The organism is Paenibacillus sonchi (assembly GCF_016772475.1).
GTDB classification, from domain to species: Bacteria; Bacillota; Bacilli; order Paenibacillales; family Paenibacillaceae; genus Paenibacillus_AQ; species Paenibacillus_AQ sonchi.
In genome coordinates this window covers 4,013,912-4,032,097 of record NZ_CP068595.1, presented here as the reverse complement: position 1 = coordinate 4,032,097, position 18,186 = coordinate 4,013,912, and the positions used below count along the sequence as shown (strand labels likewise).

Here is an 18,186-nt window from a genome sequence, read left to right as displayed (position 1 = left end):
CGGACAATAACGTCCTGGACTACCGCTGTTTTATCTAACTATGATGTTCCGGTGAGCAGACCGGGGGATGTTAATGACGGCGCTTTTCCCTCTTCAGAATGGACTCGGTATGGTTCAACATCCGATTCAGGTGATTCCGCCGGCCTGTTCTATCCGGTACGCCCGTCTTCAATGCATCGCGGATGGGGACAACCTCAGTCATTGTGCTGCCGCTTGCCATTCTCCGATCCACGCCAGTCGGGATGTAATTGACGTTAGCGATATTCGTGTTTCCTTTTTGATCCTTTTGAATGGTGAGATTAAGAATGATTCCGCTTTGTGTATAAGGAATATTCATAAGTTTAGTCGACACAAAGTTCCCCAGCGAATAAATCACAAATTTTTTCTTTCCCCGGGATTCCATGGGCTGGAGAACATGCGGATGAGATCCCAGAATGATGTTGGCGCCATTTTTAAAGAAGAGGTTCACCAGCTGTTTTTGCCTCTTGTTGGGAGTATAGTGATATTCGTTTCCAAAATGCAGATACAGCAGGACCAGATCGGCTTTCTTTTTTAATTTCCGGATCTCCCGGCTGATTTTGCCGGTTTCTATCCGATTGACGAGCCACGGCCGGTTCGCCGGTACGGGAATCCTGTTGGTTCCTGCCGTATAGGAGAGGATTCCGATCTTAATCCCTTTTACGTTTTTGATCAGAACTTGCTTGGATTCTTCCAATGACCTGGATGTACCGGTATGGCTGATTCCATTGCGGTCCAGCACCTGCAGCGTCCGGATCAGACCCGGGGTTCCATAATCCATGCAGTGATTGTTCGCCGTCACTAAGACATCGAACCCGGCTTTTTTTAGCGCCGGGGCCAGTTCATCCGGGCACTTGAATATCGGGCCGGAAGACCGCAGCGTTCTCCGGGAGTTTGGCCCGTTTCCGGCAAAGGTGGTTTCGAGATTTCCGATCGTCAAATCTGCCTGTTTCAGATATGGGGCCACTTTTGCAAACAAGGCGTCGAACGAATAGGTGCCGTCTGACCGTCTGGCCTCCGAAATAATGTAACGTTTGACCATAAGGTCTCCCACAGCGGCTACTTGTATTTCCGTCATTCCATTCACCCTTTTGGCTTTTTCAATAGGATATGACAGAAAGCTGTTATGGGTTAATGTACTCAGATGACGATACTTCTCCGTTCAATGCCGGCAGCAATCCCGCCCACCTGAACCCGGGTAATATCTCCGCAAGCGTTCAGACTTAAACCAGCCTTAATCTCGGAAGGGCAGCCCATCGGATAGCCTTGCCTGAACACCGCTTGTTGAGCCTGCTGTATGGAAAGCTGCCCGTATTTATACAAATAACTGAGCAAAGCGCCGCTTGCAGTACCAGTAGCGCTCTCCTCGGGAATGTCATACAGCGGCGCAAAGTTCCGGCATTCGGCAGCGGCGCCATCCGGGGTATCACGTGTGAACAGGTGGCAGCCGATGACGTTATACTTCTCGCTTACAGCAGTTATAGCGGCAAAATCCGGCTGTATCCCGGCTAACCGCTGACGGCTATTGACCGGAACCAAGATATCCGGGAGCCCTGTAGAGACAATCTGTATGGGCAGCTCTTCAGCTAAATCCTCAATACCGATGCCAAGTGACGCCGCAATTTCTTGCCTTGGCAAGATATCACCGAACTGCGGCAGCGCCTGCGACAGATAGACCTCCCCGCCACGGCTGATGCTGACCTCCAATAATCCGGCTTTGGTCTCCAGGGTATAGGTGCCAGCCGGTTCCAGACCCAAGGAATACATCAGATAGAAAGCGGCAACCGTCGCGTGCCCGCACAAATCCACCTCACTGGCAGGGGTGAAATAACGGAGCTTATAGTCGGCAAGCGCCGATTTCCCTATAAAAGCGGTCTCTGAAAAACCCACCTCTTTCGCCGTACGCAGCATTTCCGCTGCATTCATTGAACCGGCATCCAGCACCACCCCTGCGGGATTTCCGCCGCTGCCATCTTTGGCAAAAGCATTTAAAGTGTACACTTCCACATTCATGTCCTGTTCATCCTCCCTCTGCGGTTTCCAAGTGGCATAAGGCTGCTGCTTGTCCTAGAATGAGAATTATAGTTCATTATGGAAACGGGGACAATATGCGAAAAAAACGCATCGCGTGCGGGCTAAATAGACTTTATAGTTTTTGGCCGCACGCGCCGAATTCAGAGGTATTTTTACCTTTCACTACAGTTAGAACTCGTGGGCAAGCTTAAAAGAAGACGAACATGAACTTTACCAGCAACTCAATCAGCAATCCGCTTCTGCACCGGGGAACTAGTACTGTATCGTCCAATCCGCAATACAGCCAAAGAGCCGCTCCGTGCAACCGGAGTGGCTCTTTGGCTGTAGCTGAGGTTAGTTTCCATCTAACAGGTTATTTTCACGCAACAATGGGCAGTCTGTACTAAGCCTGCTCTACATAGATAAGCGGAGACGCCGCCAGTCCAAACTTTACAAAAGCGTACCGCGTCTGATACACATGCGTATCCTTATCCAGGTCCTTGTCGGTCCAGCCCGGCTTATCCTTATAACTGTCCGGCCCAACCTTGTAAACTTCACCTTTGATATGATGATGCGGTCCCAGCAGATTGCGGCAGCTGCCCGTCAGCTCCAGTTCAATGACGTTGCTCCCGCTGTGCAAAAAGGAAGAAATGTCTGCGTCATACGGCTCCCACAGGAAGCTGCGCACCTCCGCTCCGTTGATGAACAGCTTGGTTACTATTGCGTCAGGTGGGGCTTGAAAGAACCATTGTGCTCCCGAAGCCTGCGCTGCATCAAGTTTCAGCGTCTGCCGTAAACGGAGGCTGCCGGAGAAGAACGGGAAACCCTGCCGGGTCAAATCCCCCGTCTGTACCTGCCGGGCCGGTTCCATCAATTGAAAAGGCCCTTCAGTACATACCGCTCTCCGCTCCCCGTCCGTGAACCCCGAACCGGAATGGACTCCAAAATCGCCGAGCAGATAAATGCTCTCCAGCTCCTGATCGATCGTCAGTTTGTTGCCTTCTGCTTCAAATGCCTTGGCCCGCGCCAGCCGATCCGCGATTTCCTGCGAGCTGTGGAATTCCATTCTCAGGACAAGCGTGTTCCGTCCTGCAGCCGCCAGGCCGCTAATATCAATGGTTCTGAACGAGATATCCCGCCACCAGCCGCTGCCGGCCGTCTCTACCCTGGCCCCGTTCAGCTCAACCTCCAGCTCCTCCGGCCGTTCGATTACGAGATACAACTCCCGCTGCCTCGCGGTATCGAAGCCGACGGCAAATGCAAATTCCAGTTCCGCCGTCACCGTCCGGCCATAAGCCAGCAGCTGTTCCTGGATAAATATCACAGGCTGCAGCTCCGACCATTCACCGCCATCTACCCGAAGGCGGGCGTTGTCCAGCGTCAGGCTGTTGAGATCGGCATGCACAATTTCCCATTCTGCTGCAAGCTCCACCGGCGAACGTTCTTGGTTATCCGGTTGTTCCCGTACACTCCCGTCGTCCCCGGTGATTGGGGCTGAACCCGTAAACGGATCGACCTTCAGCATATAGGACTGGCCGGGATGCAGCGGGAGCTGGAGGCGCACGCCCTGTGGCTGTAGTTTCTGCCCCTTCTGCTCCTGCCCCGCCTGCACCTGCTCCTGTTCCGGTAGTTCCTGCTCCATTAGATCACGCTCCACCTGCTCCTGCCCCATTAGATCACGCCCCAGCAGTTTCTGCTCCAGCGGACGGATCTCTCCTGTTTCCAGATCAATCAGTGAAACTGTACCCTGGCGGGTCAGCTGTATATTCAGCAGCGGGTAGAACTCCGTGCCGGAGTTCACCACATAATGCAGAATCGAACCTGCAAGCTCCAGCGTCCGCACATTGAGTGTATCCGCAGCAACGGGTTCCCCGTTCCCGCCGGATATCTGGAGGAATGGTCCTGCCCCGGCAGACACCGCCCGGCACAACGCTTCGCAGCTCCATTCCGGCAGGACCGCTGCCTGCATGAAGCGTGCGAACTCTGTATCCTCCTGCCCGTCAACCAGCACCGGATAAGGCTCAAAAGCAATCAGCGTCCCGCCCTGCGCAGAAAATTCCCGGAGCAGCTCTGCCGTACGCCGGTCCACCGTCACACTTGGCGGCACTATGACTACGCGGTACGCCGCTTCGCCGACAATGAAGCTGCCGCCGCTGACCCGGCCATGTCCGGCGATAATGCCCTCGCTGCCATAGTCGTGCTCAATCAGGCTTTGGCACAGCCATCTGGTGAGCCGGGCGAATGCCTCATGATAAGGGATCACGGCGGAATAATCTCCGCCGCGCTGCAGCGTCCAGGCTGTGCGCACCGGATGCAGCAGAAGCACCTCCGCCTGGCCGGCGCCTTCGGACAGCAGCAGAGACAGCCGGGCAAAATAGTCGTTGAAGCCTTTATAGTCACTCCACCATGGCTGCTGATAGAACAGGGACGGCGGGTAATCCCGCTTGCGCAGCCCCCTTAAGGAATAGCCCTGCAAATGCTGGCACATCAGATTGATGCCATGCACGAACTGCCACTCGCCGATCCGCTTGAGATCGGCGAAGCTGACGTTCCAGCCGGAGCAGCCGAAGCTCTCGGTGATGGCCCGCTTTTTGCCGAGCTGGCGGGCCACCGAGCTGACCTGCTTCGGTACCATCGCATCGTTTCCGACGAACCGGCCCAGCCAGTCGCAGCCGGGAATCTGCAGATGCTCATAGAAGGCCATCGGATCGCCGACGGAGGTCACTTGATGCATCAGCTCCTGCTCATCGACGACATGTCCGGTCGCCGACCAGCCTTTGCCTGCGCACCAGTCGCCGATTTGCTTGGCGTAGGCCTGCGTGAACATAAAGGTTACGGTCTCCCAGTAAGCGTATCTGGCCCTGCTTGCGCCCACCGTATCCAGGAAGAGAGCCGGCAGAATCTCCTTCACGCTGCCGCCATGTCTTCTGATGAACATATCCTCCAGCTCAAAAGACCAGGGAAGCGCACCGCGTCCAAACTGCGGCTCATCCGTGAATATACCGCTCAGCTCCCCGCCGTATTCTTCTCCGAACTGCTTCCAGTAGCGCTCATAAGTGTTGTCGATAAATTCTTTTACAGCCATGGAACTGAGCGTATCCGTATAGTAAGGATTCACATCATAGCTGATTCGAAGATCAGCACGGGCCTCTTCACCCGGAGGCAGCAGCCGGTAGTCCGCTCCTCCCTCCGCACCAGCGGCGTACCAGCCGATGATCCGTTCCGCTGGAACATCCTGAAATGGAGCCTGTTCACAGACCAGCCGTTTCTGCTGATAGTACAGTCCTTTGGCGGGAACCTTCCCGTCTGCAAAACCGCTGGGCCAACCGTTCTCGTCATAGAACCAGGCGTTCATCCCCAGCTCGCGGCTTTTCTCAATTGAAGTGCGGATGGCCTCCATCCATTCTTCGCCCATGTACGGCGTTTGCAGCCCGCCCCGGGCATGCATGAAAAAGCCGCCAATTCCCGCCCGGTGCATCTCTTCAATCTGCCGCTCCAGCTCCTCTTTCTCAAGCAGGTCATTCCAGGACCAGAGCGGAACGGAGCGGTAGGCGGCAGGCGGGTTTTTCAAAATATCCCACGGGTTCAATATCCTGTCATTATCTCGGTTCGTCATCCTGTTCGTCTCCCCGCTCGTCATCCTCGCTATCAGCCTTTAAGGCACAGGGAGACCAGATCATCTACATGCGCGGTAGCCAGGCATTCAATCGTATCCGCAGAGCCGTAGTAGATTTTGACTTCGCCGTTATCCTCCAGAATCATTCCGCCCGGAAAAATAACGTTGTTGCGGAAGCCGCCGTCAATCTCATAGCTGGTCTCTGGTGCGAGCAATGGCTGTTTATACATGCCGAGAATCTTTTTGGGATTGTCCAGATCCAGCAGCATGATGCCAGCAGTATACCGCTTCTTCCAGGCTGGCTCCCAGCCGTGCTTGCCGCGTGAAGGGTCAATATCCACCGCATGGAAGGTCGTCAGCCAGCCCTTATCCGTCTTCACCGGAGGCGCGGCAGGACCCACCTTGTCATTGGCGAACGGCACATGCTCCACAGCGAGCAGCAGGTCGGAATTGCCCCAATATTTCAAATCGGGAGATTCCGAGATCCAAGTGTCAAAACGGTCCTTGCCGCCCCGGCTGTACACAGTAAACGGACGCTCCAGGCGGACGTAATTGCCGCCTATTTTTTCCGGGAACAGAACCATGTTGCGCAGATCGGGCGAAGACAGGCTGAGGATCTCAAACTCCTCAAAATCATCCGTCACCGCAATCCCGCCCCGGATGCCATGCCGGGTATCCACGGCAAAACACATATAGCAGCGGTCCCCAATCACCGTCAGGCGCGGGTCGTAGGCGCGGATAATCTCTTCGTCATGCAGCTTGAAGCATTTCTTGGGACTGGCCTCCCAGTGGATTCCGTCATCGCTGAAGGCGATCCCCAGGTCGGTGGTGTGATGCGGCTCAATCGTCTGATCAGCAAGCGAGCCATAATCGTTGCGGAACACCATCACATACTTGCCTTTGAATTTGGTCACACCTGCATTGAACACAAGCGCTGTGTTATAGGGAACCTTAGACGCGTCCAGCACCGGATTGCCTTCATAGCGGTGAATCACCGGACTGGATGTTAGAATTGCGGGAACCTGAACTGTCATGCTGTAAACCTCCTGATTATTGACTAGTAGGATTAGTCAGAGTCTCAAAAATACTTCTATTTCCACTGTTATACGCAGTACTGATAGTTAATAGCATGTCAGCGAATGCCGGAGCGGGCGCTTATCCCTTCAGGGAACCGGCCGTCATCTGCATAAAGGATTTATTGGCAAACACATAGGCTATGAGAATCGGCAGAATGGACAAGCAGGCACCGGCCATCATGTAATGGGTCTGCGAGGCAGCGGAAATGCCGTATTTCAGGTTCGCCAAACCAACGGTAAGTGTCTGCAGCTCCGGCTTCGTCATCGTGAACACGAGCGGCAGCAGGTATTCATTCCATGCGCCGCGGAAGGTGAACAAAGCTCCAACACCAAGGCCGGGACCCAGCAGCGGCAGGATAATAGTCCAGAAGGTGCGGGCCAGCGAACTTCCGTCGATCCGTGCAGCTTCGTCTAGCTCACGCGGAATGCCTTTCATGAAGCTCAGCAGGATAAAAAAGATCGAAGCATGCGCGGAGATCAGAATCAGTATGACACCCCACAGCGAGCTGTGCAGATGCAGCTTGACCATCAGATCGAACTGCGGACGCAGCACCACTGCCCCAACGGCGACAAACATCGTGAACGACTGCATGCCAACATAGATTTTTTTGCCGATAAAGTCCATCCGGTCTACCACATAAGCAGCCATGGAAGCTACCAGCAGCGTGCCGGCTACCGTGGACAGTGACACGATCAGACTGTTCACCGTATATGTGGAGAAATTGGCCTGGTCCCAAGCTTCGGCGTAGTTGGAGAAATGCCACTTGCTTGGCAGAAAGGTTGCGCCTGTAGTCAATTCACTGTTTGTTTTGAACGAGCCGAGTATGGTAATCACAACAGGGATCAAGGTTACAAAGGCGAGTGCCAGCAAAAAGATCCATAAAACCGTCTTTCCCGTTATCTCTTTTGTTCTCATGTCACATCTCTCCTCAATCGATCCGATTCATTCGTCTGGAGGCGTAGAAATAGATCAGCGATATCATTCCCACGATGACTGCAGACACGAACGCGACTGCACTGCCATATCCAAACTCCTGCACCTGGGTAGAGGCTGCGCTGCCGCCGACCGGAAAGAACAGCTTATACAGGTAAAGGAACATTACTTCCGTTTTACCGGCAGGACCGCCTTCGGTGAGTACCATTATGCTCTCATAGCCCTTCAGCGCATTGATAATTGCCAGCATGATGACCATCTGCAGCACAGGTCCGAGCATCGGCAGGGTGATGAAGCGGAACTGCTGTATTTTATTGGCTCCGTCCAAAGAAGAGCTCTCGTAAACATCCTCGGGAATATTCTGGAGTCCGGCCAGGAACAGCAGCATATAGTTGCCGACAGCGCCCCACACCGCTACCAGAATGACCGTAAGCATGGCATGCTTCGGACCCAGCCAGTCAATGCCGGAGGATGAAATGTTAAATTTGATCAGGAACTGGTTCAGAATCCCGTTATAGGAGTTGAAGATGGTAAAAAAAACCACAGCCATGACGGCTGTACTGATTACCGTAGGCATAAAAAAGACTGCCCGCAGCAGCTGTCTGCCCCTGATCTTGCGGTTCAGAATCGCTGCCAGCAGCAGGGACAGCGGGATCGAGAGCAGCAGCTTGCCCCCCGCATACACAAATGTATTCACGACCGAGTTCCAAAACTCTGTGTCGCGCAAAATCCGGCTAAAATTATCGAGGCCGATGAACCGGGCTGTTCCATAGCCCTTGTAGTTGTAGAACATGTAGCGGAATGCCCAGGCAATCGGGTAAATTCCCAGCACCAGCGTGAGCAGTGCGCTCGGCAGCAGAAAGCTGTAGGCAAACGCGGCATTCTTGGATTTGTTCATGGGTTCTTCCAGGCTCCTTTCCTGTCTTACAGCAGACCGGTGAGGATGGGGGAATAATCCCCTCCCCAGGTCATCTCTATAAACCGCTTGAATTAGCTTGGCTTAACTATTTGGCAAATTTGCCGGCAAGCGCGGCCGGGTCAAAGCTTGGGTCCGGTTCTGCTTTCAGGCCGTCATTCTTGATCGCATCATCCAGTGCAGCGTTGTAGCGCTTGTTCAGATCGGAGATGGCAGCATCCAAATCTCCGCCGTTCAGCATGTATTTGAAGAAAGCGTCATCTGATTTCATGCCTTCTGGCGCCACCGATGGATATACCGGCCATACACCGTCATATTGGTTCGGCAGGAAACCTTCGATACCGTTGACCTCCGGGGTTTTGGCTGTAGCGCTGATGGAAGGAACCATCGAGATGCCAAAGCCTTTTTCCTGATAGGTTGTCAGCATTTGATCGCTGTACATGTACTCCATGAACTTCCAGGCAGCATCCTTATGCTTGGACTTGGAGCTCAGAGCCAGCCATTGTCCGCCGAGGAAGCCGGAAGCGCCCTTGACCTTGCCGTCAATCGTTGGAGCGGGTGCCGCAGCCCAGTCGATTTTGGCCGGAAACTGTGTGCTGTAGACCCCAGGCTCTGAGGAGAAGCTGAGGTACATCCCGATCTTGCCTTCGGCAAACTGTGCCCGCAGCGGGTCGATATCCAGCGATTCCACACCCGGCAGCATGCTGCCGTCGTCCCTGATCTGCTTGAAGGCCTCAATAATGGGCTTGAAGCCGCTGAAGTCAAAACGCGCTGTCTTGAAATCATAACCAAAGCCGCCGAACCCGCTCATCTCAGCAATGACGCGGGCCGAACGCCCAAATGCGCTGGCTGGACTTTTGAAATTCTGTGCAAAGCCGTAAGCGCCGTCCGCTTTGCCCGCAGCAGTCAGCTTCTTGGCGGTATCCACCAATTCCTGCAGAGTGGTCGGCGGATTCGTAACCCCCGCTTTGACAAACAGATCCTTGTTGTAGATCAGGCGCATGGTTGTCCCGTAGTTCGGCAGGCTGTAGCGTTTGCCGTCAAAGGTGTTCAGATCCGTCATCTCCGGAAATTTCGCCTTCATGTCATCTGACAGATATTCATCGATTGGAGCGAGATACTCTTTTTTATAAAAGGTGCCGATGGTGTTCTCCTTCACCCGGATTACATCCGGAGAGTCGGCAGTCTGGAAGGACAGGTCCAGTGCAGTATCGAAATCGTCACCCTTGACAACCAGCTCCACCTCAATGCCGTCGGTATTCGTTTCGTTGAATTCGGCTACCTTCTCCTTCACAAATTCAGCGTCATGGCGGTCACCCGTCCAGTAAGTGATTTTGGTTTTTTCGCCCGATGCCGCTCCCGCGTCTGATGCTTTCCCCGCGTTTGAGGCCTCTCCGGAATTTTCAGCGGTATTGGAGTTGCCGCAAGCGGCCAGGCCGAATGCCAGTACCGCGCTTAGTGAAGTCAGAAGCAGTTGTTTCTTCATTTCTGTTAGCCCCCTTAAATGTTCAAAGCTGTGTTTGCCTTACACCCTGATTATAGGGCAGGCTATGCATCTGCATAATGCGGGTAAACCCACATTAAGGGCAGAAATTTGCTGGACTCCATGCCAAACGGGGATGAACCCCGCAGCATCAGCGGATCGTCCATCCCTGTGGATTCGTACATTGAAACAGGCTGGGCCGCCGGGGGCTTCGCTGCGCCCGGCGGCATTGGCTCGCTGGCAATGGCGCAGCGGCGGCGCCAGGTGGCAGCGCTCTTGGCGGCAGCTCTCTTGGCGGCAGCATGTCCAACAACGGCATTTCTGCCGTTGTTTCCGCTTGTTCCCGCTGCGACGCCTCCAACAACGGCATTTCTGCCGTTGTTTCCGCCTGTTCCCGCTGCGACGCCTCCAACAACGGCATTTCTGCCGTTGTTTCCGCCTGTTCCCGCCGCGACGCACCCAACAACAGCATTTCTGCCGTTGTTTCCGCCTGTTCCCGCTGCGACGCACCCAACAACGGCATTTCTGCCGTTGTTTCCGCCTGTTCCCGCTGCGACGCACCCAACAACGGCATTTCTGCCGTTGTTTCCGCCTGTTCCCGCCGCGACGCACCCAACAACGGCATTTCTGCCGTTGTTTCCGCCTTTTCCCGCTGCGACGCACCCAACAACGGCATTTCTGCCGTTGTTTCCGTGCAATCAACCGACGTTCCATGCTAACGTTCTAAGAGAAACTACCTTTGATTTCCCCTCTCACACGCTGCAACACAAAATGAGAGGTAAAACTATCTTTGGTTTCGCTTGCACAAGCAACCTGCATGGCTGCCGCTTTACTTCACCTGCCGAGATAAGAAATCTTGAACTCCGACGGGGTCATGTCAGTGTATTTCTTGAACACCTCGCTGAAGTAGCGGCGGTGCTCGTAGCCGAGCTCCATAGCGATTTCCTGCACCTGCATCCCTTCAATCAGCATGGTCTTGGCCTTTTCCATCTTCTCGTGCATGACGAACTGCTGAAAGGAGATGCCTGACACCTTCTTGAACAGGTTCGAGAAATAACCCTGGCTGAGGTTGATCTGCTTCGCCACCTGCTCCAGCGTCAGGCTGGTGTGCAGATTGGCGCAAATGTAGGCCTTGGCCTGCTGGATAATCCGGGTGGATTCGACCGAACGCTCCTCCTCAATCCAGCGGCAGGCCTCGGCGCATAATCCTTCGAGCAGGGAGCGGATCTCCTGCAGTGAAGGATGCAGGCGGTTCTTCAGCTGGTTCACCTGCTGCTCCAGCGGCTGGACCTTCTCATAGGGGAACAGCTCCAGCATGACCCGGCAGATTTTGAAGGACAGCTCGTAGCCGATGTTCTCCACATACTGCGGGGCAGGCAGCGGGTCGAGCTGCAGCAGCTCATCAAAAATCTGCTGCAGCACCAGCAGGCTTTTCTCACGGTTGCCTGAACGCAGTGCAAAAAGAAATTCCTGTTCGGCGGTAACGGAATAATGGCTCGCGGCCCGGGGTTTATGCACGATGCTCGCGTAACTGTACACAGCGTTTCCACCGGTATAGAAATGGTACGCCAGCGCGCTGAGCGCCTGTGCGTAGGAATCCGCCAGCTCATGGATCGCAGCCACGCAGAGTCCCACCCCGATCGAGACCGTGCAGCGGGAATAACGGCTGACATTCGCACAGCAGGCTTCCGTGATCAGCCCGGCAGCATGGGGGTCACCCCCGTTGATGATGCAGACATAGCGGTTCGTCGCCTCGCGGAAGATGACTCCCTGTGTCCAGGCCTGGATCGTCTCCTCCAGTATATTTTGCAGACTGAAGCGGATCAGCTCGATTTCCTGCACCGGCTGGCGGCCGTATTTCTCGGCAAAATGGTCAATCTCCACGATAAACACTGTGAAATTCTCCTGCGCCAGCGGAATGCCAAGATACTCCCAGCGGGCTTTCGCACTCGACTCCGTTGTCCTGTGCTGCATCAGGAAGGTTAAATACTCCTGGCGCAGAATCGGCAGGCTCTCTTTGATCTGGGCCTGCATGGCCATGATCTTCTCCTGCTCTTCGCGTTCCTCCAGGCACAGCGCCTTGGCTTTCAGCACGACGTTCACTATCTCCTCCAGCGAGAAGGGCTTTTTGACAAAATCCATCGCCCCAAGCCGAATCGCCTGCTGGGCATAGGAGAACTCCGAGTATGCGCTGAGAATAATAATTTTACAGTGCGGGGCAAACTCCAGAATCGCCCGGGTCATCTCCAGGCCGTCCATACGCGGCATGCGGATATCTGTAAGCACAATATCAGGCTTCATTTCCCGGACCATCTGCAGCCCTTCTTCCCCGTCGAGCGCTGTGCCGGCCACCTCGATGCCGTACTCCTGCCATTGCGGCTTGCGGGTGATCATGTCCACCACACTTTTAATATCATCGATAACGCAGATTTTAACTGGTTTCGCTTCAGGATATTCCATAATTTCCTCCCTCTTCCCTCAGCGGGCTAAGCGGTATCCACAGATCTGTGCGCGAGCCCACGCCCGCCTGGCCGGACAGCTCCATCCGTGCCTCATCGCCATAATACAGCTGGAGCCGGTGCCTGATATTGACCAGGGCATAGCCTTTTTTCGAAATCTCCCGTTTGGCCATTCCCTGCTCCACTTTGGCGGCATCCATGCCTTTGCCGTTATCCTCCACCACAATATGCAGCATGGACTGCTCCAGCGAAATCCGCACATGGATGCAGCCGCCGCTCCGCCGGTCCGAGAACCCGTGCTGGATGCTGTTCTCTACAAGCGGCTGCAGCAGTATTTTGGGAATGGGGAAGGACAAAAGCTCCTCCTCTTCGGCTTCGGCATGATACTCGAACAGATTCTCATAGCATTTTTGCTGGATGGCGCAATATTGCTGCACATGCGAAAGCTCGTCCTCCAGCGTAATCAGATCCTGGCCGCCGCCAAGCCCCAGCTGGAACATTTGCGATAAAGCGAGGATCATCTCGTTAACATCATCATTTTCGCCCATCACGGATTTGCAGTAGATCGTATTGAGCGTGTTGTACAGAAAATGTGGCTCCATCTGCGCAGTCAGCGCCCGGATCTCCGCATGGCGTTTGCCTTTTTCCTTCTGGCGCACATCTTCGATCAGCGTTTTGATCTCCGTCATCATCCGGTTGAACTGAAACCCCACCTGGGCGATTTCGTCGTTATATTTACTCTCAAAAGAAACGCTGAGCTGGTTCTCCTCCACCCGGCGCATCAGCCTGCTCAGCTTGAACAAGGGCCGGAGCAGTGCAGCCGTCAGCTTGTTCGAGAAAAACCACGTCGTCAGCAGAAAGACAAGAATCACATACAAAACCGCCCGCTGCACACCCTTGAGCTGTCCCAACACCTGATCCTTGGACTGCATCCCGGCGAGAATCCAGTTCGGCGCAACCGCCGACTGCTTATAGTTGACCAGATAATTCTCACCGTCAAAAGGATAAAAGAAATTGCCCTCGCTGTCCGCCGTGCTGTCCTGCAGAAATTCCGGGTCCTTTGGGGGCTCCCCCTTGGCAGGCCAGCCTGTCTGTACTACCGTCTCTCCTTCCGTATTCAGAAGTAGATATTTCCGGTCATTTCCGGATGTGCCCTGACCAAGCAGTGAGGTGATTTTATTCTCCCTGAGGTTGACCACAATGAAGACGTTGGTAATAGGCGTATTCTCATAAATCCCCCGCACGACAAAGGAAACCACCCGCTGGCTGCCGGTGAACAGCCGGTCGTAATGGCCTTTGGCCCAGTAACCGCCGGGGCTTTTTTTGCTGTTGTCGTACAGCTCCGAGCCGTAGAACGAGTTATCCTGCGCACGGACCTGGGTGGTGGAATAAAAGTCGCCGATCGGCGTCGCTATGAGAACGTTCTCAATCATCGGCTCATTGAAGGTGGCCTGCGAGAGAACGTACTGCATTTCGGATAAATGAACATAATAGTTCGTCACATCATGAGCCTGCACATCAATCATCATCTGCCTGTAGGCATCGCTCAGCATCAGGGACTGGACCGACATCGCCACATCATTCAGCCGGTAGTCCAGCAGCTGCAGGGTTTTGTCCACCGTCTCCTTGCTGGTATCAAACGCATTATTCTGAATTTCCTTCCCGGCTATCCGGTAGGTCAGAACGCCCATGGCGCTGATTGACAGCGTTATCAATACGATAAAGGAGATAAGCACCCGCTGCTTGATGGACACCTGATAAAAACGTTCACTCCACTTGCTCCAGATCAGGCCGCCCCATTGTCTCAGAAGCTTCATGGATGCCTTCTCCCCTTCCTACAGCAGAAATTTCGCCAGCTCCCCGGCAACCAGCGCATGCCCCCGTGCATTCGGATGATTCACATAGGACAACAGATCCTCAAGTATGCCTCCGGCGTCCACATACGACTGATAAGCTGCAAAACTGTCGCATAACCCTACCTTGTATTCCTGCGCCAGGTGCCGGATTTGCTCCGTATGCTGCTGCAGGGACAACCAGCTCTCATCCCCTGTACCATACGACCGATCCCAGGTTGGTGTCAACAGGATTACCTTGATTTCCCTGTCCAGCAGGAGCTCAATCATTTCCTTCCAGGACTCCTGAGCAGCGGACAGTCCGATTCCCCGGTCATTCAACCCGTAATCAATGGTCACTACATCCGGACGATGGCCGAGTACATCCCCGGTGATTCTAGTCCGTCCCGACAGTGAGGTTTCTCCGCCAATGCCGGTAACAATCACATTCAGCACAGCATACGGATAATGCGCTTTGACCTGCTTGTGCAGCAAATGGGGGTAAGCGTTAAAGCTATCAACAACGGGGGTGGCAAAATATCCCGACGGAACGCTGTGCCCGTGGCAAACGATATTCAGTGTGCGGTTATCGGGCCATTGCTTGCCCAGTTCTTCCTTCATATCCTGCAAATAATGGTTGTAGTTGTATCTGATACTGTCCACAAATATGCCTCCTATCAAAATTATCACTTAGGTTTATAGGCTGCCGGCCTATCCCCATGTTACTCTTACTTTTTCTGAAGTCAACATAAAAAGAACTGCAATGTTGTTTTATCTGTATTCCAAACATATATAATCCGGGATTCAGTGGGTGCTCCGCTTCACTCCGAAAAATGGCGGCAAACCAAACAGAGCCCCCCTCCAACAATAAGGGACGCTCTTATTTCCTTGCTATTCCGGTAAGCTTATTTGTCAGCGCCTTCTGCAAAATGCAGCAAATAACGCTGCCCGGCTTCTCTCGAAGGTGGCGATACTATTCGCAATGATACATTCCAATGCGGTCCCTTCGCATGTTACAACCAGCGTTCACATGCCGGCGCACTTGACCCGAAACTTTCCATCCTGGGCGGAATAATGGAGATGGGCGTCGGACAGGTCAGGATACACGTCCCCCGCGGGCGCTGCCATAATTCCGGTTACCGGCTAGAGTGTCACCTACAGGATCCCTTCGAGGCGCCTAGATCACCTATGAGTCACCTGCCGAGAAATCCCGGTGTGATTGCACTTTGTGCAGCAGAATGCACCGTATGCTGCCGGAAATCGCATTCTGCTGTATTTGGTGCAATTGATTTCCGGATTTCTGCTCAAAAACACCTCTTCCGCAAGATTCTGCTGTATGAAGTGCAACAGATTTCTAATTTCAGGCTGATTTAGGAGTAATCTGCTGTATGAAGTGCAACAGAATCTTAACCGTTCAAAATTCCGCTCTTCCCGGCAGCACTCAGCCATTCATTAGCAATCAGGTCATGGCCGGCATGCGTCGGATGGACGCCGTCCCAGAGCCAGTAGGCGGCATCCGCTCTTGACGCCGCCGCAGCGAAGGCGGCCTGCAGCGGAACATGCAGCGCGCCAAACTCTTCTGCCAACGCACGGACCACCTGCTGATAATGGGTCATATGCTTCGACCATTCGTCCCAGGCTTCGGCCGGAGCTCCCGTCTTCAGGATAAACGGCTCGCACAGCACCAGCTTCGTCTGCGGCAGCACTTCGCGGGTTTCCTCCAGCACATGGCGGTAGGCCCGCTCAAAACGGTCCGTTACCCCGCTGGGCTCGCCCTTCATTATTCTCCAGAGATCATTGACCCCGATCAGAATACTGAGCACATCCGGCTTCAGATAGATTGCGTCCTCATTCCAGCGGGCATAGAGATCTGAAATCCGGTCCCCGCTTATGCCCCGGTTATAGAATACCGGCTTCTGCTCCGCCAGCTCATTGCCCAGCCTGCCGCCGATGATATACGCATAGCTGTGACCCAGAATATGATTAGGGTCCTCGTCGCGGCCCCGGTTGCCGTCTGTAATCGAATCTCCTTGAAATAGAAAAACCTTGCTTTTGCCAGAAAAAGTAGACATGAATACTCATCCTTTGATTATGATTTAGTGGTTATTCGCCTGCGGTTACCCATTCGTATTCTACCGTGATCCTGGCCTTCTCTTCAATGATCTGCGTCCCAATCCAATTGTATTGTGGCTCAAGATATCTGATTTTTCGTATAATGTCTACAAAAATAGGCCAACCAGAAATCTGGCTGACCTAATAATACGAATCCGCATCGACAACTTATCGGTTCAGTTGAGACGGATTCACTTTCTGAATTTGAACAATGATGTCAAATGTTTTACCTAATGATAAATCAATAGTTGTCGGGATATCTGGACCTACGGTAGTTATTCCAGCGAAAACGGGATGCTGCTCGTTTAGCCACGTTTTTGTCATTCCGCTTGCCTTACGTAAATCAACAAAAAACTGGTCGTAATTGACTTGTCCAAACGAATAGTTAAAACTACTCGGGTCATTTAATTTTAATGTTCCATAAGGCCCAAATTCTTGGTTACTGTTATAAACATTGTAACGTCCCTCATAGACAGATGTTCCAATGGATACATACCGTTTTCCATAATGTTCCGCTAAATGCTGCCCAGCTACTTTAGGGTATACGAAAGGGAGCATATTTGTTTTCGAAACGTGTCCATTATGGCCCCACACGATTGTTTTTCCTACATGTTCTTCTGTCCACTTCGCATTTTCATACATGGCTATATCATGTTTCAAATAAAAGTCTTTCGGGTTCTCAGAAGCCACCATTGTCGTAAATTGCTCGATAATACGGGCATTTTGTTTGATCCATGCGAACTCTTGGGATTTTCCATTCAGCTTATTTTTATTTTGTTCTAATATAGTGCTGATTTGTTTCGCATCTGAAACATATTGCTCCTTTTTTTCTTTCTTAAGGCCGCTAAAAGTATCCATATCCTTTGTTACAGGAATAAGGCCTTTCATCTTTTGTTCGAAACGAGTGGCAAGTTTTGGATCGTATTTTTTTACATACGCTAGGATATTGTTATAAACACTCTCGTTTACGTTTTGGATATCCATCCCGATGACCCGTATTTTGGATTTATGCTTTGGATCAGCATTATATTGGCGAATCCATTGAAGCAGATCTATGATTTCTTTCGTGTTAAATGTAGGCGATAGATATTGGCTTGGGTCCCCTTTACCCGTAAGAACATAGCGGTCGAGTCCCAATGCTCTGTCCCATCCCTCTTCTAACACTAAGGCCTTAAAGCCCATTTCATGTACCAAATAATTAACAATGCGGTGTTTCATTGTAAAAACTTCATGAGCTCCATGCGTCGCTTCACCTAAACCAACAATTGTAGCTGCTCCTATCATATTCTTAAGCGGACTTAAATCCTGAAGAGATGCTGTTGGATCCGTTGTCTTCAATGGCTTTGCATGCTCTTCTAACCATTTTATCTGTTCGGCTATCTGATTTGTGTTGTAGGGGGCTGTAACAGAAACTTCTGCTTTCGAAGATGCATAAGTACCTCCTGTAAAACTAGTGAGAGTGATAATAGAAGCAGCAATTGCGATACCCATCTTTTTTTTCATAAAATCCTCCTGATATACTTTTAAATTGGTTTGTTAAGATATATATATTTTAGCTTCTAAAATTCTCTTATTTCTTACTAGATTCTTAATTAAACCTTACGATGCTTATGTATATACAAAAAACAAAGCAGCTGCAATCCTTATAGTTGAAGGATTACAACTGCCTGCTTGACGGGGCCAGTTCACAATGGAGGAGTCTTTTGTTGGGGTTTATTTATATAAAT

At 52.5% G+C, this 18,186-nt stretch carries 13 protein-coding genes; all 13 read right to left on the bottom strand.

Translation table 11 applies throughout. The features are described 5' to 3' along the window. Positions 1–70: 70 nt before the first annotated feature. The 13 genes from JI735_RS17895 to JI735_RS17835 all read right to left on the bottom strand — a co-directional run bounded on the left by JI735_RS17895 (position 71) and on the right by JI735_RS17835 (position 17,962). A complete protein-coding gene (locus JI735_RS17895) occupies positions 71–1,096 on the bottom strand; it encodes a CapA family protein (protein ID WP_051052246.1) in 1,026 nt (341 codons plus the stop codon). 62 nt (positions 1,097–1,158) lie between these two features. Beyond that, the gene (locus JI735_RS17890) at positions 1,159–2,031 is read right to left on the bottom strand and encodes a PhzF family phenazine biosynthesis protein (protein WP_039838700.1); all 873 of its coding nucleotides are present in this window, start codon (positions 2,029–2,031) and stop codon (positions 1,159–1,161) included. Positions 2,032–2,434: 403 nt separating this feature from the next. Next, positions 2,435–5,647 carry a glycosyl hydrolase gene (locus JI735_RS17885; protein WP_202676252.1) on the bottom strand — a complete coding sequence of 1,071 codons (3,213 nt, stop codon included), beginning with the start codon at positions 5,645–5,647 and terminating at the stop codon, positions 2,435–2,437. Positions 5,648–5,679: 32 nt separating this feature from the next. Next, positions 5,680–6,681, bottom strand: a complete 1,002-nt coding sequence (locus tag JI735_RS17880; RefSeq protein WP_020429622.1) for a glycoside hydrolase family 130 protein — start codon at positions 6,679–6,681, stop codon at positions 5,680–5,682. Between the two features lie 121 nt (positions 6,682–6,802). Continuing rightward, the gene (locus tag JI735_RS17875) at positions 6,803–7,639 is read right to left on the bottom strand and encodes a carbohydrate ABC transporter permease (protein WP_039838703.1); all 837 of its coding nucleotides are present in this window, start codon (positions 7,637–7,639) and stop codon (positions 6,803–6,805) included. A gap of 13 nt (positions 7,640–7,652) precedes the next feature. After that, complete coding sequence (locus JI735_RS17870; RefSeq protein ID WP_020429624.1) at positions 7,653–8,555, bottom strand: carbohydrate ABC transporter permease; 903 nt, start codon at positions 8,553–8,555, stop codon at positions 7,653–7,655. Positions 8,556–8,661: 106 nt separating this feature from the next. Then, positions 8,662–10,059 carry an ABC transporter substrate-binding protein gene (locus JI735_RS17865; RefSeq protein WP_039838704.1) on the bottom strand — a complete coding sequence of 466 codons (1,398 nt, stop codon included), beginning with the start codon at positions 10,057–10,059 and terminating at the stop codon, positions 8,662–8,664. Positions 10,060–10,121: 62 nt separating this feature from the next. Beyond that, positions 10,122–10,754: a hypothetical protein gene (locus tag JI735_RS17860; RefSeq protein ID WP_202676251.1), complete on the bottom strand. Its 633-nt coding sequence runs from the start codon at positions 10,752–10,754 to the stop codon at positions 10,122–10,124. A gap of 136 nt (positions 10,755–10,890) precedes the next feature. Further along, positions 10,891–12,516, bottom strand: a complete 1,626-nt coding sequence (locus tag JI735_RS17855) for a response regulator (protein ID WP_039838706.1) — start codon at positions 12,514–12,516, stop codon at positions 10,891–10,893. Further along, a complete protein-coding gene (locus tag JI735_RS17850) occupies positions 12,503–14,332 on the bottom strand; it encodes a sensor histidine kinase (protein ID WP_202676250.1) in 1,830 nt (609 codons plus the stop codon). Before JI735_RS17850 ends, JI735_RS17855 begins: the two co-directional genes overlap by 14 nt. Positions 14,333–14,350: 18 nt before the next feature. Continuing rightward, complete coding sequence (locus JI735_RS17845) at positions 14,351–15,010, bottom strand: SGNH/GDSL hydrolase family protein (protein ID WP_039838710.1); 660 nt, start codon at positions 15,008–15,010, stop codon at positions 14,351–14,353. A gap of 743 nt (positions 15,011–15,753) precedes the next feature. Beyond that, a complete protein-coding gene (locus JI735_RS17840; protein WP_202676249.1) occupies positions 15,754–16,419 on the bottom strand; it encodes an SGNH/GDSL hydrolase family protein in 666 nt (221 codons plus the stop codon). A gap of 208 nt (positions 16,420–16,627) precedes the next feature. After that, positions 16,628–17,962, bottom strand: coding sequence for an erythromycin esterase family protein (locus JI735_RS17835; protein WP_039838713.1), 1,335 nt, complete (start codon positions 17,960–17,962; stop codon positions 16,628–16,630). Between the last annotated feature and the right edge of the window lie 224 nt (positions 17,963–18,186).